Origin of the sequence: Pseudoalteromonas sp. NZS71_1 (genome assembly GCF_015864305.1) — a bacterium.
GTDB classification, from domain to species: domain Bacteria; phylum Pseudomonadota; class Gammaproteobacteria; order Enterobacterales; family Alteromonadaceae; genus Pseudoalteromonas; species Pseudoalteromonas arctica.
On record NZ_JADYXM010000014.1, the window covers coordinates 75,249 to 96,357 of the forward strand.

Consider the following 21,109-nt stretch of genomic DNA (forward strand, 5'->3'; position numbering starts at 1 on the left):
AATACATTAATTAACATGAACATAAGGGCGATTGTAAGTAATTACAATGCCTGAATACTGTTTTCGTCAATTTCGGCGCTAAATACTTGCTGAAATTGTACTATGTTTTCATCAGATGTGATCACATCGATTGCTTGTTGATGACGACCTGCATCAATTTTTTGCTGAATAAGATAAGGAGAGTCAATAACTCCCTTAGCAAAATTAATACTTAACGACACGTTATGCTCATAAATACTCGACAATGCGGCATCTAATCTTTGGCGAAGCATCGGTGTATCTAAATGCTTTTGTGATTCATCAACGTCTATATGTAAACTGTTGCCTTGCTTGGTAAATATTGAATGCAATGCAAATTGGCGCATACGACCACCTAGCCCCATACGTTTAATTAAATAAGCCCATTCATCTTGTTGATGTGCAAATCTAATTTCACTAATTGGGCTTTGAAAATCATCAGGGGCAGGAATACTTACTTCCTCTGGCACTATTTCAGGCGCTTTTTGAGGGTTTATTTGCTCAAGTAATTCTGGCGCAAGATTTTCAGTAATTGTTTGGTGCTTTGCTTTAAAATCAATCTTACTAGTTGGCTTTATGTTGGAGTGATTATGTGCCTGAGTTTGGCCCCCTGTTACTGGGAGCTCATGCTTTTTTTCACTCTCACCTTCGCTATCAGTTTCCCAAGGAGGGATATCGCCAGACGCATTACCTGAAGGGCTATTAAGCTCACTTGCACTTGTATCTGCACTACCTTGATGAACACTTTGGGCTTTAGGCATTCTTGGATGCTGTTCTGGCTTTTTAGCAGGCGCTTGGCTTGGCTGCACTGCTACATTATTTGCAGATGTACTTGTACTCTTGCCTGATAACCTACCCGCACCCGATATGTTTCTGTCACGTAAAATACGAGCAATGGCAGATTGCGCCTGCGCTTCTTGTTCAGCTATTGGCGTACTTGCATTGTGATTTGCTAAGGGCTCTGGTGAAGACTCTGAGTTTGCAGTAGGTGCAGGTTTAAAACCCTGATCTACAGCGCTACTCATTATATCGTCAAACTGCGAAGCTAACGTTTGCTCAGCATCACTATGTTGCATGTAAGCTTCATCTTCACTTTGGCGCTGGGCTTGAGCATCCGAAACAACATTGGTTTGTGGTTGTTCATTAGCTGAAGCCTGTTGTTCAAAAGCGTTTTCACTTTGTTGAACCGGTTGCTCTACTGCAACTTGGGCAGGCTCATTATTACTTTGTACGACATCATTATTCGATGTCTGAGCAGCAACATTTGGTAAAGGCTCTATCTCAAGGGATTTAGGCTGCTCTGTATTGCTAACTGGCTTAGTATTATTTACAGGGGCACTACTTTGGCTAGCTACAGTGTTTTGCGATGTTTTATTTTTATTTAATATATCTCGCAGTGCATTTGCGCGGCTTTGTTTATTTGGAGCCGGCTCTTCGTTTACTGTGTGTACAGTTTGTTGAGCGTCTGTAGGCTTAAATGCTAATAATCTTAGCATTATCATTTCAAAACCTAAACGAGGCTCTGGTGCCCATTGTAAATCTTTTTTACCATTTAACAGTAACTGATAATAAATTTGAATTTGTTGTGGGCTCGTATGTTGTGCAACATGAGCAATATAATCTACATTTTTTTCATCTAGCCCTGCCGCTTCTGGCACTAACTGGGTTAGTTGGGTCAAGTGCGTAAGTGCAATTAAATCATCAAGTAATGCCACATAATTAGGATTACGACTTGCCACCTGCGCAATCTCATCCATTAGCGCAGCGCCATCTTGTGCAAGTAATGCTGCAAGCAAGCTTTGGCTATAATGAGTATCCATTAAACCAAGCATTGTTTGTACTGCTTGATTATTAATATCACCATTTGTTTGTGCGATAGCTTGGTCGGTTAAGCTAAGCGCATCACGCATACTGCCATCAGCGGCTTTTGAAATAATGCTAAGTGCATCGGTATCAAAGCTAAGCTGCTCTTGAGTAAGTACATGTTCAAGCTGTGTTTTAATCTCACTTTGCGACAAGGCATTTAGGTTGAATTGTAAACAGCGAGATAAAATAGTAACTGGTAGTTTTTGAGGATCGGTCGTCGCCAATAAAAATTTCACATGCTCTGGTGGCTCTTCAAGCGTTTTTAAAAGCGCATTAAAGCTGTGCTTAGAAAGCATGTGAACTTCATCGATTAGGTATACTTTATAACGTCCACGTGTTGGTGCATATTGAACGTTATCGAGTATTTCGCGGGTGTCTTCTACTTTTGTACGAGAAGCCGCATCTATTTCGAGTAAGTCAATGTAGCGCCCTGCTTCTATATCTAAACAGCTGCTACATTGGCCACACGGATTTGCAGATATACCTTCGTCGCAATTTAAGCTTTTAGCAAAAATACGCGCAATAGTGGTTTTACCTACACCGCGGGTTCCAGTGAATAAATAAGCGTGATGCAGTCTATTTTGTGTAAGCGCATTTACAAGCGCTTGCTTAACATGAGACTGCCCAACCAATTCATGAAAGGTTTGAGGACGCCATTTTCTCGCTAGAACCTGATAACTCATCGATTACTCGCCTTCGAATTCAACCAATTTTAGGATTTTAATACCCATTTTTTTGATGCGCTGCTCGCCACCAAGTTCTGGTAGTGATACAACAAATGCAGCATCTGTGGCTTTGCCACCTAGTTTATGAACTAATTTAGCGGTGGCTTCAATTGTGCCGCCAGTTGCTAATAAGTCATCAACTAATAATACTTTATCGCCAGGTACAATTGCATCAACATGCAGCTCTAGCGTGTCTTCACCGTACTCAAGTAAGTAATCTTGACGAATAACTTCGCGTGGTAACTTACCTGGTTTACGAACTGGAATAAACGGAATGCCTAATGCGTAAGACAGTGGCGCACCAAAAATAAAGCCACGTGATTCTGTGCCAATTATTTTAGTAAAACCCTGATCTTTATATTCTGCGATAAACGCGTCAATAGTTGCTTTAAAGGCTTCTGGATTTGCCATTAAAGTGGTTACATCGCGAAACATGATGCCCGGCTTTGGATAATCAGCAATTGTAGTTATGCTGTTTTTGATAATTGCTGGTGTTACTTGAGTCATAATTTTAACTGCTCAATTGTTTATATTACAAAGCAGGTGATTATAACCTTAACTAACCTTTAATTGCGAGTTTGGCGTTACTATAAAAGAAGTATTAACTATGGGGGGGTAATTAAAATAAAGTGGTTCAAGGCTGAAGTAAGCAACAGCCTTAATAAACGCTATGCATTTTAAGTTAAGCTAGTGATCCAGCCTAATATTGCATTTAAACAACCAATCCCTGCAAATACAGCTAAGAAAGCAAGAAAATAAGTAGCGTTGAACGGATCTTTAAAGTCTTTATCATCTGACATTGGTACAACCTTTTATTAAGCACGACAAATAAGGCTGCCATAATAGACGATGTAAAATCATCAATAAAGACCTTAATCTTGATTTTTTGTCACAATTACACCGCGTTCAACCATTGCATTGAGGGTAACCAATGCGCCTTGAGCAATTTGCTCTGCATTAAATTGTGGTGCATGAGCAAATACCTGTTGGCAAACGTCGTCAAATGTCGCTCCATCACTTGCCTCAATAATTGATAGTAACAAAGCAGTCATCGCATTCGTAGCCAGAAATTGAACGTCATCATCTTCATCTCTATATACAACAAAATAATTAGGCTGAGGTGATGGCTCTTTTGGTTTAAAGCGATTGCTAATATTTTGAACTGGAAATTGATAACTTAAATTTCTTGCCGTTTTCGATAAATACAAAGCAGAACTAGTAAGCGCTGTTGTTTGTAATTTTTGCTCTTGCTCATCTTCGTGTGCAATCGATACATCTAGCTCTACCCATTCATAGTGTGCAAGTTCTAGCATAAACACGGGATCGTATCTTTTCATTTTATAATCACTTGATAAGTAATTAATAAACTCCCCTGCTATATCTAAAAAGTACGGCGAATGACAATCATATTCGCTAAAAAATTGGCGTACAAGGACCAGCCATTGCTTGTCTGTATATAAGGTTTTTAATACCGGAAAACCTGATGATATAAAACCTTCAATGTTATTAAAAAATAGGTCGCGATAAATGGCCATACGTCTGTCTTCGATACCGCTGGGCTTTTTATTTTTTTTAGGCTCGCGAATATGCGCCATAAATTCGTTTTGTATTTCAATAAAGCTCATAACCAGGCACTCTTTTAATATTTATAAAGGCTTATATTAAGCTCGTTGTTTTGAAACCGTTGAAGTAATGTGTTTAGCTTGTAGCTCATGAATTATATCTAACTCTTTGGTTAAAATATTCATGGTAGGGATATTAAAATCGCGCTCAAGCAAGGTTGGAAATACGCCATGCACTTCATATGCTTTATCCAGTAGCTCCCACACAGGATCAATGACATCAGCACCATGTGTGTCCACTATTAAGTCATCAGCCTCATTATAATGGCCTGCAACGTGCCCATAGGCAATACGATTAGAGGGTAACCCTGTTAAAAACGCTTGTGCGTTATAGCCATGATTAATCGAATTCACATAAATATTATTCACATCCAGTAAAAGCTTGCAGTCTGCCTGCTCTAAAATGGTATTTGTAAATTCCAGCTCTGATAATTGCTGTCCAGGAGCGCCATAGTAAGAAACATTTTCTATCGCAATTTGCTGCTCAAGTATGTCTTGTACTTGTTTAATACGAGGGACAACATGTGCTATAGCATCTTGTGTAAACGGAATAGGCATTAAGTCATACATATGGCCTGTACCGGAACAGTAACTTAAGTGCTCACTGAAAATTTTTATATTGTGCTCTTCAAAAAAAACTTTTAAAGACTTAACAAATTCAACATCCAGTGGTTCGGGTGAACCGATAGACAGTGATAATCCATGACACACAAAATTATTTGCATCTGTTAATGTTCTAAATTGCTTTTTAAAGCGTCCACCTAGTTTTAACCAGTTCTCTGGCGCAACTTCCAAAAAATCTACTTGATTAGGTACGTGTTCAAGCAGTTCATCAAGCATTTCTCGTCGTAGGCCAAGGCCCACCATCCCGAAATCTGTACTCTGGATTTGTGTCATAACTACCTCTAACTTATCAAAAAAGGGCCTTAAGGCCCTTTTAGCATAACTTATTTAGAATAAGATATTAACGACCGCCACATTTACCTTCGCCGCACTTACCTTCTTTTTTAGTTTTTTTAGCATCGCCGCCGCATTTACCTTCACCACACTTACCTTCTGTTTTAGCTTTTGCATCTTTTGCGTCGCCGCCACATTTACCTTCACCACACTTGCCTTCTGTTTTAGCTTTTGCATCTTTTGCATCACCGCCACATTTACCTTCACCACACTTGCCTTCTGTTTTAGCTTTTGCATCTTTTGCATCACCGCCACACTTACCTTCTGTTTTAGCTTTTGCATCTTTTGCATCGCCGCCACATTTACCTTCGCCGCACTTACCTTCTGCTTTAGCTTTTGCATCTTTAGCATCGCCGCCACATTTACCTTCACCACACTTACCTTCTTTAGCGTCTAGTTGGTAACCTGTCACTAATTGTTGAAACTCAAATGGGTTGGCTTGTACATCTGCAGATACAAAGCTTGCAGAGCCAACAACTACTGCACCTAAAGTTAACGCGATTGTATTTTTTTTAACTGTATTCATTTTGTGACTCTCTTTAATCAAGTATTGTAAATCTCAGCAATAAAAATGTATTTTAAATTGCTTGTATGCTTAAGTAGACCTGTACAAGAATAAAAACTTTCATTTATTTTCATAATATTTACTTTTGCGGTTTCTACATTAAATATGGTTGGTAATTACAGATTTATCAATGTGTGATTTACAGGTAAACTATGCGTCCAGTTTTTTATCAAAATTAATCACTTTATGAAACTTGTTTTAGCACCTATGGAAGGTGTCGTTGATTTTAAAATGCGCCAATTACTCACAGACATTGGTGGGTTCGATTTGTGCGTTACCGAGTTTGTAAGAGTGGTTGAAACATGCTTACCTGATAAAGTTTTTCATCGATTTTGCCCTGAACTACATAATAATGGATTTACGCGAGCAGGTACTCCTGTGCGTGTTCAATTACTCGGCCAAGAAGCAAATCCGTTAGCCGAAAATGCAGTAAGAGCAATTGCTTTAGGATCTCATGGGGTCGACCTTAACTTTGGTTGCCCAGCAAAAACCGTTAATCGTAGTCGAGGGGGTGCTGTACTGCTTAAAGATCCTGACCACATGTATACGATTATTAAAGCAGTCCGAGATGCTGTAGATGATAAACATGAAGTAAGTGCAAAAATTCGCTTAGGCTTTGATGACGACAGTAACAGCCAAGAAATTGTTGATGCTGTGGTAAGCGCAGGCGCAAATAGTGTAGCTATACACGCCAGAACCAAACGTGATGGTTATAACCCGCCAGCTTATTGGGAAAAAATTCCACCAATAATAAAAGATAAAAATATTGCCGTTGTTGCCAATGGTGAAATTTGGCAAGTTGAGGACGCAATGCTTTGCCAAAAACGAAGTGGATGTACTGATTTGATGCTTGGTCGTGGCGCCCTTTCGCACCCTGATTTAGCAAAAAAAATTAAAGCTCATGTAAATAATGAACAATATGATGGCCTTCAATGGGAGCACATTATTTATCACTTAATCCACTCTGCTATTCATCAAGACCCTGCAAAAGATGAAAAGTATTTTGCTTCTCGTACAAAGCAATGGCTAGGTTACCTTAAACGCCAATACCCGCAAGCGATCGATTTATTTGATGAAATCAGGCGTTTAAAAAGTAAAGAAGATGTGGCAAGCGTATTAAATAAATACGCCAAAGCACCGCAACTTGATTCAAATCATAACGGCTAACCTAAAGCCTCTAGATAATATCAGTATAACGTGAAGCCAATTTAATAAGGTTGTACTGATAATGCATCATCAAAAAAGACTAAACGATGAAATAGCACAAATTAAATTAAATATATTAACTATGCTTTCTAAATCAGCCTACCCTACACATCAGCATTTAATACAAATTTTAGATAATACAGCAAACAATGAATGGTTAGACTGTGCAGCAGAGAAGCTAGGTCCTGAGTATGCGTTTTTGATCAGTCGCATGACTAAATTAGAAGCGGCGGTCAGCCAAATAGAAATTGGGCAATATGGCTACTGCTGCGACTGTGAAGAAAAAATACCAGCCAAATCACTTGAACTAGACCCCGCAACTCAACGGTGTACAAAGTGCGCACAATAAGCGCACTTTCAAATCATTATATAATTTGTTGTATAAAGCTAAATGATTGCCCTGGGTAGAGTATTATATCTTCAACTAAATATTGAGCCTCTTCATGGGTGATTTCTAAGCGTTTCATAAGGTTTACCTTCGCCTGTGGCAAAGTCCACGCATGGTAATGAATGCCAATATCTGATTCCATCATTGCAAGCATCAATGTTTTATCTTTATCAGACATGTTCATATTGCTCGCCATTGCAGGTAAGTCTTGATAATCAGCCTGCCAATCAAGCCCTTCAATTAATTTTTCATCCGATAGATACTGCACTAAAAACGATTTTTTATGAGAAATAGACAATTTACTATCGAATGCAACACGATCTAATACTTTTATATTTTCATTTAAAATAGTAACCCACTCTAGCGGTGAATGTACTTCGCCACTAAAGTAATTGAGTTTGCTCTGATACCACTGTGACCCATTTGGCAGGCCTCTCAGACCAACACTACCTCTAGGCTTATAACTAGTTAAATAATCGCTAAAAGCTCTTATATGACTCTTAAGCGCTGGTTGAACGTCATTACTACCTATCGCACTCAATACATAGCTTTGTAGTAGTGTGAGCTCAATTTTATTCAGCTTTAAATTGCTTTGTTTAGCACTGTCTAGCGTATCTTGGGTTAACTTAAGCCAAGTAATAATATTATCCGGCGTACTTTTTGAACCCTCAAAAGCAAGCATGTTTTTTAATACGTCTACTTGAGCCGGCCAATTAAAATAGCGCTCAGGAAAGCGCTCTGCAATAACCAAGTAGTTTACTTGTGCAATTTGATTGAGATTAAGCTCCATATCCATTAGGTTCTGATAAATAGTATGACGTTTAACTAAATACGCATCAGAAAAGACCAATTGCTCTTTAGTAATCCTATCGATTTTTTTAGCGTCTGGTTGTACAAGTGCCATGTTTAAAGTTTTTAAAGCAACTTGTGCGTCTTCAAATGACTCATAAGGTTGAGGCTGCTTTGAACATGCAGCTAAAAATAAGCACAGTAGTAATGAAAAAGAGAGCTTTTTATACATAGTAGTTCCAATAAAAAAAGCCCCAGAGGGGCTTTTTATAAGTTGCTTTAGCTAATTAGAATTAAATTTTAACACCGTTGCGAGCGGCTTTATCTTTAATATATGTAGACCAACCTTTTGCAAACTTACGTGTGCGAGGGTCATCCATAGCTTTAGTAATTGCAGCATATGCTTGCTTATACTTACCTTGATAGTAATACGCTTCAGCTAAATCTGAATAAATAGTACCTTTTTTATCAGAGCCAAGCTCTAATGCTTTGTTCAAACGAACAACAGCAGCACTGAATTTTTCAGATTGTAAAAGTAATGAACCAGCTTTACGGTAAAGTTCAGCGTCGTCATCAAATTTAGCAGCTTCTTCGTAGTACTTAGCAGCTTTTTCTAGATCTTTAGAGCGATGATAATTACTAGCAATCGCGTTAACATTCTGCTTCGTACGTTTTACTTTTTCACTCTTAACGGCCTTTTCTAGCGTTACAGCTGCTCTAAAAGGGATCTCGTTTAGAGAGTAAAAGTTAGATAAGACTTTATACTCAACTTCATTTTCAAAGTAACCGTTCTTATAAGCAACTTCCATCGTTGCTAAACCTTTTTGATAGTCTTCGGTTTGTAGGTAATATTTACCTAAGCTAACCCAAGCTTTTTTATCATCAGGCCATACACGAACAATCTCTTCGCCAATCTTAACCATGTTTGCATAGTCTTTAAGTTCAAAGTATGCACCCAGTTTTAATTGGTAAGGACCTTTATTAGGTTCTTTTTGAAGTTTAATTGCCTTATCTGCTGGTTCAAAAACATCACGAAATTGCTCTAACTGATAGTTAGCTTGAGCAATACGTGTATAAACCGTAGGATCTTCTTGGCCAGTGAAGTCCATCCAAGCTACATAAGCTTTTTTGGCTTCTTGATACTTTTCAGTACCGGCGTATAAATCGCCTAACAGTTTTAGAGTTTGTTCTTGATCAGCAAAATTTAAAACATCAGGGGCAACTGCTTGTTTAGAATATTTAATTGCTTCGTCATACTTTTCTTTTTGCGCGTACATGCTACCTAGGTAACGATTTACCATCGCTTTATCAAAGTCATTCGAAGGATCAATTTCTCTAAGCAAAACAATTGCTTCATCAACTTTTTCTTCACCGTACAAGTCAAACGCTTTACTAACTTTTTTACCAGTGCGCTCGCCCATGAGTTTAGTTTTTGCTTTTTTACGCTCTTCAATCTTTGCGTAATCTGGCGCCGCTAAAACAGATGCACTTAAAGTAGCACCAGTCACAGACATAAGAATCGCAAGAGCAGTTACTTTAGAAAAATTTCTCATTACTCGCCTCCTTAGTTGCCTTGGTTAAGTTTAAAGTCTAATTGAACTTGTAAACCTGGTTGTTTCTCTGGTTTTCCGTCAATGATCTTAGGACGGTACTTCCACTTACGCAATGCGCGTTTAGCTTCACGGTCAAAGATACGTTTTGGATCTGCGTCAATTACTTCAACGTCAGTTACTCCACCTAACTCATCAATTGTGAATGAAAGTTGTACCCAACCTTCTTTGCCATCACGTGCTGCTTGCGTTGGATATTTTGGTTCTATACGAACGATAGGTGTCGCATCACCATCTCGTCCAAATGCACCAGGACCACTTAGTCCACCAGCTGAACTACCAACATCAATGCTACCCATATTAAATGACATAGCACCAGGGTTTGGATTATTATTTTCCGGCTGTGGCGGCTGCGGTTTAGGCGGCTGCTTTGGCGGTGGTGGAGGAGGAGGCGGTACACGCTTCCTCTCCTGCACCTTAGATTCAGGCGGATTCGTCATTATTTCGACTATGATCTGCTCTTTTTGTTCCGTATTACGGTCAGCCCCACCAGAGATGAGGAAGGCCATGAAGTAGAACAAGCCGAAAGTAACTGCCCCACCTGCAATCAGTGAAAACAGAAAACGAATCATTACTGATCTCCAGCTATTGAAATTCTAAGGTTGTCACCCGTCGCTTTAATCTGGTCCATAACTTTAACCACTGTGCCGTGTTTAGCTTCTTTATCAGCTTGTATAATCACAACTTCAGTAGGTTGTTCTGCTAATAAACTTTCGATTTTTGCTGAAATACGTTCAACATCAATTTGTTGTTTATCAACCCAGATTTCGCCGTTACTACGAATAGCAATAAAAATGTTAGCATTTTTTTGCTTAGTAGCTTGGGCAGCTTTTGGTTTATTGACCTCGATACCAGCCTCTTTAACGAACGATGTAGTTACGATAAAGAAAATAAGCATGATAAATACGATGTCAAGCATTGGCGTCATATCAACCGCTGCTTCTTCTTCTTCACGAAAACGTTGTTTACGTGCCATATTTAATTCTCTCTCTAGTGATGAGGCATACTATCAATAAGTTTGGCTTTCACCATTTTAGCTTTTGTCTCAAGACGTGAGCTAAAAAATACTCCAGATAGTGCCGCAACCATTCCAGCCATTGTTGGGATTGTTGCCATTGAAATACCTGATGCCATTAAGCGTGCATTACCCGTACCCTGGTTGGCCATGGTTTCAAAAACCGAGATCATACCAGTAACAGTACCAAGTAAGCCTATTAAAGGACAAACAGCTACTAATGTCTTAATCAACAACATACGCTGATCTAATTTTTCAGACGCTTCAGAAATCCATGCTTCACGGATTCTGTGTGCGTACCAAGACGTAGTGTCTTGGCGGGCATCCCACTTTGCTACAATTTCTTTCGCTGTGCGAGGAAACTCTGCAAGTAGAAACCAATAGCGCTCAATCATTAAAACCCACATCAGAAAGAGTGCTATCGCGACCACGTATAAAACCTGGCCGCCTGTGCCAACAAAATCCCTGATAGATTCCCATATCTCCATCAGGACTAGCATTAGGCTTTCTCCTTCTCCGCGTGAGTAGCAACGATACCCGCGCTTTGCTCATCAAGGATGTGTAATACCGACTTACTACGACCAGCTACAAGAGCATGAAGTAGAATTAGTGGTAATGCAGCAATTAGACCTAGCGCTGTAGTTACAAGTGCTAGAGAGATGTTACCTGCCATGATCTTCGGATCACCCGTACCGAACAATGTGATTGTTTGGAACGTTAAGATCATACCGATTACTGTACCTAGTAGACCTAGTAATGGTGCGATTGCAGCAAGAATCTTAATTATGTTGATACCAGCTTCGATGCGTGGCGTTTCACGTAGAATCGCTTCATCAAGTTTAAGCTCAAGGTTTTCAACATCTTGGTTCTTGTTGTCATGGTACACTTTAAGAATACGACCCAGTGGGTTATTTGTATTCGGTGTAGCAACATTTTTAAGCTGGCTCTTAATCTTACTAGTAGTAAGTGTAAGGTCAACAAAGCGAATTAGAGTAATTAGCATACCTAAAGCTAGTAAAGCTGTAATGATATAACCAACTACGCCACCTTGATGGAAGTATTCCATAAGTGTCGCTTTTTGAGTGTTGATACGTAAGATAGCACCACGAGTCGGATCGATATAAACACCAGCGTAGTTATCTGGTGATGTATTTTCAAGATCAGTGATACCGTCTAAAATATAGCTATCAGGCTGTTTACCTAGAGGCTGAATAGACTTAGTTTCTGGTGAATAAATTAAGTAACCATCGTCTGTAACTAAGTTAAAGTTACCGATACGCGTTACTTTCTTCATTGACGGGTTACCGTCAAGACCAGCAACTTCAGTTTCAAAAGTTGAAACTTTAGCTGATTCAGTCATTTCTGTTTGAAGTGAAATCCAAAGCTCTTCAAGTTCACGAACAGTTGGAAGTTCTTTAGCAGCAGCTAATGAACGTAAGATTTCTGCACGGCCAGGTTTCTCAGCACTAACTAGTGATGCTTCGATAGAACCGATAGCGTCTTGAGCTGCACGACGTACAACACCAAACATCTCACCCAAAGTACCTTGAGCACTTTGAAGAGCAGCTTCTTTTTCAGCTAACGTGTTTTCATTTTGTGCATATTGCTTAGTTAAGCTTTCACCACGAGACTTCTCAGAAGCAAGTTGGCTTTTAGCTTTATTAAGTAAAGATTGCTTGTCAGCACGATCTGATAAGAACTCTTGTTCACGTTTCTTATCGATTTTACCTTCAGAGATACGCTCTTGCTTTACTTGCTCAAGTATTTTATCTAGAGCTCCAGTATTTGCATGTGCATTTAACGCGGTACCTGCAGAAACAGTTAGTACTGCGGCAACAGCAAAACCTTTAAATAGTTTCTTCATTATTGATTACTCCGCGCCAAAGATAGGTAGTTTAACAAGTTCTAATGTCGCTTGCTTACGCGCCATACGAATAACTTCTTTAACAGGTTTTAGGTATTCTTCACCTAATTCTTTCCACTGTTTAGTGTTGTTATCCCACACCCAAGCATGTTTCAAGTCAAAAGACTGAGCAACGTAAGTAATACGACCTAACTGACCGATATCAACGTTAATACTTTTGCCATCAACTTCTAGTGTACCTTGTGAAGCAGATACAAGTGAGCTGTATGCTGTTTCAATAGTGTAAGCTTCAAGTACTTGACGGAATTTTTCAGACGTCGTTACAGACGCAGAAACCATGATTTCACGTAGTCTTTCAACACGTCCTAAACGCGTCTCTAGATTAAATGGAACGTCCGCTTTGATGAATTGCTCAAGCGTATCGATCATGCGATACATCAAAGGCACAACGTTTTGTTTCGTGTTATCAATCGTAGCGATTTGACGATCAAACGATTCAATAGACGCGTTTTGGCTATCAACCAAGCGCGACACGTGATCGTTATACACTTTCATAAGTTCAGTCTCATCAACAACGCTACGGTACTCAGCGATTAGCTCCTGAGTTTGACCATATACATTGTCAATTTTAGTTTGAGACTTAACCGCAGCCTTTTGAATTTGTTGACCTGCTTTTTGCACGTCATTCAAAGGATCTGCAATCACATTGCTGCTTGCAAATGCAAATGCGCCAACCAACGCAGTTGCTACAAGACTCTTTCTGATTTTAACAGACATAGTTCCCAACCAATTAAGTAATGTTACTTTTATAATTTAATTATCCTCCGAAGAGAACAACCCTGATATCTTTTAATAGATATCAACCTTCCAATAATGCTAAATGCAATTAGCGCTGTCAACTTGATGTTTACTAATCTCTGCAAATAAATAGCTAAGTTAATGCTTAAACAAAAGTACTAGCACACAACTGTTAACATTATTGCAACTAAGCTTTTGCTTAATATTTCGATTAAAGCCTTTTGAGGGGTGTATTTATTCGCATTGTACTGACATAAAACAACATTATTGCAACATTTAGCCAAAGCTGAATTCGCACTGAAAAAAAACAAAAAAAAATATAGATAGATATAACAAAAGTTATTTTTTAAACGATTTCAGCACATTTTATCTCCCCAATAACACTTCATCTGAAAAAACAAACCATTTGTCGCACAAAAAAACAACACTGGATAATCTCTAATACCGCCCACCTTGCTTTATGCACGCAATACCTAAAGCCATTTATAAAACGTGTTTCCCATAAATAGTAATAATAAGTTTCTTTTAGCAAGGCCTGAAATAGCCAAATAGCTTTCGATAATTAGACGAGTTACATTTACCGCTTTAGAGTGCTCATTAATACTATTTAACAGTTAAATTTATTTAGTAACAAAGTTAATCACAAAAAGTTGCTCAACTTTAATAATAATGGACTATAAATGATGCCTAACGCTTCCATAATAAGCTATCAGAGGCCTATAGAGGTTCCCTTGCCCATTTGTAGTTAAAGTACAAAACTTCAACCTGATTGCACTAGCAAGACTTACACTAAAATTTACACAGATTGTTATTTGGCATCATTTTTATGTATATAAGTATCGGATCAGTTGGATAAATTGTAAGGGATGTTTTAAATGCGATAGAAAGTGGTTCGATTGTATAAGTTATTCAGATAATTGAATTTTGGGTTTGTATTAAAATAGAAGATTTAAGAATATATGAAATTTGTGTTCAAGGATTTAAAAAGAAGGATTTTATTAATTATGTACATAGAGAGGAATTATGGTGAAACAGAGACCTGCTTCACCAAGATGAACTAGAGTTCACATAATAAATTATGCTGCTTCTACGTTCTCAGCTTCAGGGCCTTTTTGACCTTGTTTGATGCTGAATGTCACTGCTTGACCTTCGCTAAGAGTGCGAAAACCAGAACCAGTGATTGCGCTGAAATGTACAAACACGTCAGGACCATTTTCTTGTTCAATGAAACCAAAGCCTTTAGCTTCGTTGAAAAACTTTACTTTACCAGTAACCGACATACTAAATTTTCCTGTAAGTCAATAATTAAAATTCAGCCATATTATTATGGCAATATCCTCCCTGAGTCAATGCTCAAAAATATGGAGGTACAGTACAGGAACAAGTAATAACCTAACCGGTAACCTTAAACGCAGCACAATATCCGTAAATTCAATACATAAAAACTCAAAGCAAGGTAAGATTAACACATTATATTTTTTTTCGCTCTATTAATTGGGAATTATTTATTAAAAATATAAATTTGTTTCAAATCGCCTTTAACTGACTAATTTCCAAGCAAAAACTATAAAGTATTATTGTAATATATATTGCTATAAACGCGTATAAAAGCCCTCTACAACAGCAATACTGTCAAACAACGCTTCAATAACATCAAAAATACAAACAAAAAAGCCGCTTTAAAAATTAAGCGGCTTTTGGTTTAAATATAGAATATTAACTATTTAACAGACCAATCAATAGTATCTTCTGCTTTTATAGGAACAACTTCAGAGTCGCCTAGGGTATAACTTGCAGGTACGTCCCATGGTTTTCTTTGTAATGTTATTGTATCGGCATTACGCGGCAACTCATAAAAGTCAGGACCAAAGTGGCTTGCAAATCCTTCAAGCATGTCCAAAGCTCCTGCGTCTTCGAATGCTTCAGCGTATAACTCAATAGCGGCATGAGCCGTATATGCACCAGCACAACCACAAGCAGCTTCTTTTTTATCTTTATAATGTGGTGCAGAATCAGTTCCTAAGAAAAACTTTTTATTTCCACTTATAGCTGCGGCCATTAATGCTTGCTGGTGAATGTTACGTTTGAGGATTGGCAAACAGTAATAATGTGGGCGAATTCCACCCGCTAACATATGATTACGATTATAAAGTAAATGATGAGCTGTAATTGTTGCTGCTACATTGCTAGGTGCATTAACTACAAACTCTACTGCATCTTTAGTTGTAATATGCTCTAGTACAATTTTAAGTTCAGGAAAGTCACTTACCACATCCCCTAAAATCGTCTCTAAAAATACTTTTTCACGGTCAAAAATATCAATTGATGAATCAGTAACTTCTCCGTGTACTAACAGCAACATACCTACTTCTTGCATTGCTTTTAAAACCGGGTAAATATTTTTGACTGATGTAACACCCGAATCAGAATTGGTTGTAGCGCCAGCAGGATACAGCTTTGCAGCTACTATTTTACCCGTTGCTTTTGCTTTCTTTATTTCATCTGGTGTCGTTTTATCAGTAAGGTAAAGTACCATTAAAGGCTCAAAGGCACCTTGTGGGCCTGCTGCCATAATACGTTCTCGATAAGAAAGAGCGGTATCAGTACATGTTGCCGGCGGAACAAGGTTTGGCATAATAATAGCGCGACCCATGTATCTGCTAATGTCTCGTACAGTATCCTTTAGCTGGTCGCCATCACGTAAATGTACATGCCAGTCATCTGGGCGAGTGATAGTAAGGGTTGTTACAGAGTTTGTATTATTGCTTGTCATTACTTTGTTCCAAGGCTGAATTTATCCGATCATAGGCATATGATGTTTTCGAGTAAAGATTTTATTAAAAATAATGCATATGTTGATGACATTACCGAGTTGTGTAATTAAAGCTTAATACTCCAATTCAATTGAGATTAGCCATTGTTATTACTTACAATTAATTAAAGTCATTCGTCATAATAATTTACAGCCAATTAAAACCACTCATCGCTTTATTTTGTACAAAATCCAAGATTAGGTTAACTTAGCTACGTATTTAAAAATAAAAAGAATAATATAAATTGCCTATGTCTTACAAAAATAATGCCTCAAGAGCACTTGAGATAAAAACTGATCAACTGAGTATTATTAATCAATTTTCATCAAGCTTATTGCAACTAGACACACTAGACGAGCTATTTGAGTATGTTACAACGCACGTTGTTAACCGTTTAGGATTTGTTGATTGCGTTATTTACCTTGCCGATAACAATGCTTATACATTAAATCAAGTTGCATCGATGGGTATTGCTCACGCCCGAGACAAATATCAAGCCGAACGTAAAGTAATACGTTTTAGTGAAGGAATTACTGGGGCTGTTGCAACTACTGGTAAAGCAGTAGTTATCGATGATGTAACAAAAGATAGCCGTTATATCGCAGATGAGCGCCCTGCCCAATCAGAACTATGCGTCCCTCTTATATATAAAGAACAAGTTTTAGGTGTTATTGATTGTGAGCACCCTATTAAAGGCTACTTTACAAACGCACACCTTGAAATTCTTACAACAGTTGCCCACTTACTCAGTGCTAAAATTAACCAGGTAAATACGGTAAATAACTTACAAAAAACAGTTGAGCAACTTAACAACGCACAAAAATTAGAAAATAGCTTATTACAAATAGCTAACCTAACCTACAAAGCTAACGACTTAGATACCTTCTTTGAAGCCTTGCATTCAATTATCAATAACTTACTTCGTGCTGATAACTTTTTTATCGCTTTATATGACAAAAAAGTAGATATACTTGACCTTGTTTATATAGTCGAAGAAGGCATAAACACTAAAACACATCAAAAAATATCTAAAGAACAGCTAAAAGACACTGCTTCATGTTACCTACTGCAAACAGAGCAAACCTTATTACTCAATAAAGATGCCTTTCAAAGTCATATTGATAACGGTGATTTTAAAATGGTAGGTAGACAATCAGAGTCTTGGTTGGGTGTTCCATTTAAAACAAGTGATCGTATAAGCGGTGTTATTGTTGTACAAAGCTACGATAAAACACTGCAATACAACGAACACGACAGCGCTCTTCTAACTTACGTAAGTCGCCAAATAAGTATGGCAATTGATAGACAACTAGCCCGACAAGAGCTCGAGCATAAAGCATTGCATGACGAGCTTACCGGCCTTGCTAACCGCTCATTACTCATTGAGAGAATAAAGCATGCTATTTTACGTTTAACGCGTGCTAAAAAAAGTACTAGCCATGCCCTGCTGTATCTAGATTTTGATCGTTTTAAAAGTATAAATGATTCGCTAGGGCATGAAGTCGGAGACCATTTTCTTATAAAAATATGCGACTTAATTAAAAGTACAGTACGAAGCACGGATACATTTGCTCGTTTAGGCGGTGATGAGTTTGCTATTTTCATGGAAAATATCACACATAAAAACCAAGTTAATGAAGCTTTAAACAGAATTAAAAGCGCATTATCAAAACCTCTAAATGTAGATAGCCACTTACTTCAAGCTTCTACTAGTATTGGTATTGCCTATACCGACAACATAAACGATAAAGCTTATATATTACTGCAACAAGCTGATGCTGCTATGTATGAAGCAAAATCCACCGGGCGTGGACAAGTTAAGTTTTTTAATAACACGATGCGTAAAAAACTTAAAACCCATGCCGATATCGAAAACGACTTGCAACACGGTATAGAACACAACGAATTTGAACTCTATTTTCAGCCAATTTTTACAATTACCACAAGTGAAGTTGTCGGATTTGAAGCACTTGTGCGCTGGCATCATCCAAAAAAAGGATTTGTACCACCTAATGACTTTATACCGATAGCTGAAACTACAGGGCAAATTATAAATCTTGATTTACATTTACTTGATTTAGCCGCTCAGCAGATTTCTAATTGGCACCAGCAAGGTCATCGCTTTTTGAAAGTAACGGTTAATGTATCGTCACGACATTTTGCAAGCCTCGATTTTGTAGCGCAAATACATTCTATTTATAATAAATACCAATTACCTCTGGGTTCTTTATGTTTAGAAATTACCGAATCAGGCTTAATAGAAAACCTAGAACTCGCCACTCAAATAATAGAAGGTCTTTCACCTTTAAAAGTAAAATTGTGCCTTGACGATTTTGGAACGGGTTATTCAGCACTGGGCTACTTGCACCAACTGCCTATTCATATTTTAAAAATAGATAAAAGCTTTATTGACCACCTACAAGATTCCACCAACCCACTTGTTGAAGCCATTTTATCACTTGCGCAATCATTAAAACTTGAAGTTGTTGCTGAAGGGATAGAAACACTTGAACAATTAGCCATTTTACAATCGACCGCGTGCGACTATGGCCAAGGTTTTCTAAAGTCAAAACCGGTCACAGCCAAAGAAGCCATATTACTTATTAATAAGCCCTTATAAAAAGAGCCAGCGAGTTGGTCGCTGGCTTAGGTATTACGTATATACCCATCCATTAACCTAAACTAAAGCTAAAAAGCAAAATGACTTTAGTTTTTAAACCACAACCTAAAGTAACCACTCCCCACCCCACACAGTTATTTATATAGCCAAAATTCACACTGAGGTGAAGCACACCGCAATCGATATACTTAAAATACAACATGAAGCAAACTCATCTAAAACTCATCAAACCAGTTTTTGAATGACTTTTATCGTTACTAATTCTAATATTTTCGCGATTCATAGCAACAAACTGCAATAAACCACAATAAATCGCAAACTTTTAGCCATCTAGACGTTGAAACGTTTTTTGTATAGGCGTAGTATGTGGTTAATCTGAGCTGAACTCACTTTTCCCATGAGAATTTTTAAAGATGATTGGTATTAAACATTTAAAAACCATAGCAACCCTAAAAGAAACAGGATCTTTGGTTAATACGGCACGAGAGTTATTTTTGACACAGTCTGCTTTATCTCATCAAATCAAAGATTTAGAGAATAAATTAGATTGCCAATTATTTGAGCGTAAAACTCAACCAGTCCGCTTTACCCCTCAGGGAATGCTATTACTTGAATTAGCTCACGAAATATTACCAAAAATGGAAGCGACTAAATGCCGTTTGAAAGAAAGCTTAAATCAGCCTATTTCTCAACTGCGTTTAAGTGTGGAATGCCATGCATGTTTTCATTGGTTATTGCCTACTATTAAAGAATTTAATAACTTTTGGCCTGATATAAAAATTGATTACGAGCGCGGCTTTAGTTACGACGCTATTCCTGACTTACTAAGCGATGAGCTAGATTTAGTTTTAACATCTGACATACGTGAACCCGACACATTAGAATACGCGCACTTATTTGATTTTAAATTGAAGCTTATTGTGGCACCGGATCATGAACTTGCTAAAAAAGCGTATGTAACAGCGCTTGATTTAAAAAACGAAACTATTATTTCATACCCTATCCCGCGTGAACGCCAAGATATATTTAAGCATTTCATTCAAAATGCACGTTTTGACGGTACGTTAAAAACGGTTGACCAAGGATTACTTATTTTTCAACTAGTAAGTGCCGGCATGGGCGTTGCCGCTTTACCTGATTGGCTAGTTACACCTTATGAAAGCCAAGGCTTAATTAAATCAATTCCTCTGGGCGCTCTTGGCCTTACTCGTCCTATGTATTTAGCGATGAAAAAAGACATGAAAGATAACCCTGTTTATCGTCACTTTTTAAATACGTGTAAGCTAAATAACGGTCGATAATCATCAATATAATGAGTAATATCGCTGTAATTAACTCTACAGCGTTTAACTCTTATGTTTGTTATTAAAAAAATGATTGGTGGCTTACTTATGCCACTGCCTCTATTTGGTTTATTTGCGTGCCTGATGCTCCTACTCGCATTTAAAGGCCGCAAATCAGCTCTCTTCTTATCTACTTTAAGCTTAATTGTATTACTTGCATTGAGCACACCCTTTATCGCCAATTTAATTATCCAAAATAATGAACCTGCGTCGCTTGCATTTAATACCCTAAAGCATCCAAAAATAGACAAAATAGTTGTACTAGGTTGCGATATAAACCCAAATCCTGCACTCAGTGCTAATAATCAATTAGGTAATTGTGCACTAACGCGCTTAGTCGAAGGTGTAAAGCTAGCAAAGCACTACCCTAATGCAGAGCTTATAGTGTCAGGCGGGGGCTATCAAAATATCACTAATAGCGGGCTTATGTATCAAACGGCAATTAGTTTAGGCGTTAATAAGAGTCGTATATCCCAAAACCCAAAAGCAATGGATACAGGTGAAGAAGCTAAGTTACTAGCATCAAAATTAGTCGACTTTAAAGTTGCACTAGTAACATCGGTACTGCACATGCCACGCGCAAAAGACTTATTTAATGCTCAAGGTATTGAAGTCATAACCGCAGCCACTGATTATCATAATTTTGCTGCACTTCCATGGAGCAAACAGTTTATTCCCAATGCTCATGCCTTACTTGTGGTTACGCAATACAGTCACGAAGTAGTAGGAAACACATGGATAAGTTTGCGCCGCTGGATAGATCCAGAGGTGTAACTCATTTCGTCTAACTAACCTGATGTAATGGTCTCCTCCCTATACGGCATCTATGTGCCATGATTAAAGTGGTTACAATAATCAAAGGGAGAAGACCAAAATGAAGATTACAACAATTGGTTTAGATATAGCAAAA

The 21,109-nt window shown here is 38.0% G+C and carries 20 protein-coding genes; 5 read left to right on the forward strand and 15 right to left on the reverse strand.

Annotated features, from left to right (window positions below):
* Nucleotides 1-41: 41 nt before the first annotated feature.
* The 6 genes from dnaX to I6F43_RS16785 form a co-directional block, all read right to left on the reverse strand.
* Nucleotides 42-2,567, reverse strand: a complete 2,526-nt coding sequence (gene dnaX / locus I6F43_RS16765) for a DNA polymerase III subunit gamma/tau (protein ID WP_197103264.1) — start codon at nucleotides 2,565-2,567, stop codon at nucleotides 42-44.
* Nucleotides 2,568-2,570: 3 nt separating this feature from the next.
* Nucleotides 2,571-3,116, reverse strand: a complete 546-nt coding sequence (apt, locus tag I6F43_RS16770) for an adenine phosphoribosyltransferase (protein WP_010553391.1) — start codon at nucleotides 3,114-3,116, stop codon at nucleotides 2,571-2,573.
* 170 nt (nucleotides 3,117-3,286) lie between these two features.
* The gene (locus I6F43_RS20250) at nucleotides 3,287-3,409 is read right to left on the reverse strand and encodes a hypothetical protein (RefSeq protein ID WP_002962301.1); all 123 of its coding nucleotides are present in this window, start codon (nucleotides 3,407-3,409) and stop codon (nucleotides 3,287-3,289) included.
* Nucleotides 3,410-3,481: 72 nt separating this feature from the next.
* A complete protein-coding gene (locus I6F43_RS16775; RefSeq protein WP_007584094.1) occupies nucleotides 3,482-4,234 on the reverse strand; it encodes an HvfC family RiPP maturation protein in 753 nt (250 codons plus the stop codon).
* Between the two features lie 36 nt (nucleotides 4,235-4,270).
* On the reverse strand, nucleotides 4,271-5,128 hold the full coding sequence (locus I6F43_RS16780) for an HvfB family MNIO-type RiPP peptide maturase (RefSeq protein ID WP_197103265.1): 858 nt from the start codon (nucleotides 5,126-5,128) through the stop codon (nucleotides 4,271-4,273).
* Nucleotides 5,129-5,195: 67 nt separating this feature from the next.
* On the reverse strand, nucleotides 5,196-5,714 hold the full coding sequence (locus tag I6F43_RS16785; protein WP_197103266.1) for an HvfA family oxazolone/thioamide-modified RiPP metallophore: 519 nt from the start codon (nucleotides 5,712-5,714) through the stop codon (nucleotides 5,196-5,198).
* A gap of 225 nt (nucleotides 5,715-5,939) precedes the next feature.
* On the opposite strand from I6F43_RS16785, the gene I6F43_RS16790 reads away from it, so the two are divergent.
* Nucleotides 5,940-6,920 (forward strand): tRNA-dihydrouridine synthase, encoded by a 981-nt coding sequence (locus I6F43_RS16790; protein WP_007583877.1) that lies wholly within the window; start codon nucleotides 5,940-5,942, stop codon nucleotides 6,918-6,920.
* Between the two features lie 61 nt (nucleotides 6,921-6,981).
* Nucleotides 6,982-7,308 carry a TraR/DksA C4-type zinc finger protein gene (locus I6F43_RS16795; protein ID WP_024590816.1) on the forward strand — a complete coding sequence of 109 codons (327 nt, stop codon included), beginning with the start codon at nucleotides 6,982-6,984 and terminating at the stop codon, nucleotides 7,306-7,308.
* 16 nt (nucleotides 7,309-7,324) lie between these two features.
* Here the strand turns inward: I6F43_RS16795 and I6F43_RS16800 are convergent, their stop codons facing one another.
* The 9 genes from I6F43_RS16800 to pyrC all read right to left on the reverse strand — a co-directional run bounded on the left by I6F43_RS16800 (nucleotide 7,325) and on the right by pyrC (nucleotide 16,196).
* Entirely contained in the window at nucleotides 7,325-8,368 is a 1,044-nt protein-coding gene (locus I6F43_RS16800; RefSeq protein ID WP_197103267.1) for a hypothetical protein, read from the reverse strand.
* Nucleotides 8,369-8,429: 61 nt separating this feature from the next.
* Nucleotides 8,430-9,689 (reverse strand): tetratricopeptide repeat protein, encoded by a 1,260-nt coding sequence (locus I6F43_RS16805; RefSeq protein WP_007583871.1) that lies wholly within the window; start codon nucleotides 9,687-9,689, stop codon nucleotides 8,430-8,432.
* An 11-nt stretch (nucleotides 9,690-9,700) separates the two neighbouring features.
* A complete protein-coding gene (locus I6F43_RS16810) occupies nucleotides 9,701-10,318 on the reverse strand; it encodes an energy transducer TonB (protein ID WP_197103268.1) in 618 nt (205 codons plus the stop codon).
* Nucleotides 10,318-10,722: an ExbD/TolR family protein gene (locus I6F43_RS16815; RefSeq protein ID WP_007583867.1), complete on the reverse strand. Its 405-nt coding sequence runs from the start codon at nucleotides 10,720-10,722 to the stop codon at nucleotides 10,318-10,320. Before I6F43_RS16815 ends, I6F43_RS16810 begins: the two co-directional genes overlap by 1 nt.
* Before the next feature lie 14 nt (nucleotides 10,723-10,736).
* Nucleotides 10,737-11,261 (reverse strand): MotA/TolQ/ExbB proton channel family protein, encoded by a 525-nt coding sequence (locus I6F43_RS16820; RefSeq protein ID WP_002961709.1) that lies wholly within the window; start codon nucleotides 11,259-11,261, stop codon nucleotides 10,737-10,739.
* Entirely contained in the window at nucleotides 11,261-12,625 is a 1,365-nt protein-coding gene (locus tag I6F43_RS16825; RefSeq protein ID WP_007583865.1) for a MotA/TolQ/ExbB proton channel family protein, read from the reverse strand. The genes I6F43_RS16820 and I6F43_RS16825 overlap by 1 nt, the downstream gene beginning before the upstream one ends.
* A gap of 6 nt (nucleotides 12,626-12,631) precedes the next feature.
* Nucleotides 12,632-13,402, reverse strand: coding sequence for a DUF3450 domain-containing protein (locus I6F43_RS16830; protein ID WP_024590812.1), 771 nt, complete (start codon nucleotides 13,400-13,402; stop codon nucleotides 12,632-12,634).
* 1,097 nt (nucleotides 13,403-14,499) lie between these two features.
* The gene (locus I6F43_RS16835) at nucleotides 14,500-14,703 is read right to left on the reverse strand and encodes a cold-shock protein (RefSeq protein WP_002961702.1); all 204 of its coding nucleotides are present in this window, start codon (nucleotides 14,701-14,703) and stop codon (nucleotides 14,500-14,502) included.
* Between the two features lie 440 nt (nucleotides 14,704-15,143).
* Nucleotides 15,144-16,196, reverse strand: a complete 1,053-nt coding sequence (gene pyrC / locus I6F43_RS16840) for a dihydroorotase (RefSeq protein ID WP_165740288.1) — start codon at nucleotides 16,194-16,196, stop codon at nucleotides 15,144-15,146.
* A gap of 290 nt (nucleotides 16,197-16,486) precedes the next feature.
* On the opposite strand from pyrC, the gene I6F43_RS16845 reads away from it, so the two are divergent.
* The 3 genes from I6F43_RS16845 to I6F43_RS16855 all read left to right on the forward strand — a co-directional run bounded on the left by I6F43_RS16845 (nucleotide 16,487) and on the right by I6F43_RS16855 (nucleotide 20,973).
* On the forward strand, nucleotides 16,487-18,856 hold the full coding sequence (locus I6F43_RS16845) for a GGDEF domain-containing protein (protein WP_197103270.1): 2,370 nt from the start codon (nucleotides 16,487-16,489) through the stop codon (nucleotides 18,854-18,856).
* A gap of 413 nt (nucleotides 18,857-19,269) precedes the next feature.
* Entirely contained in the window at nucleotides 19,270-20,157 is an 888-nt protein-coding gene (locus tag I6F43_RS16850) for a LysR family transcriptional regulator (protein WP_002961689.1), read from the forward strand.
* Nucleotides 20,158-20,211: 54 nt separating this feature from the next.
* Nucleotides 20,212-20,973: a YdcF family protein gene (locus I6F43_RS16855; protein ID WP_197103271.1), complete on the forward strand. Its 762-nt coding sequence runs from the start codon at nucleotides 20,212-20,214 to the stop codon at nucleotides 20,971-20,973.
* The last annotated feature ends 136 nt before the right edge of the window (nucleotides 20,974-21,109 follow it).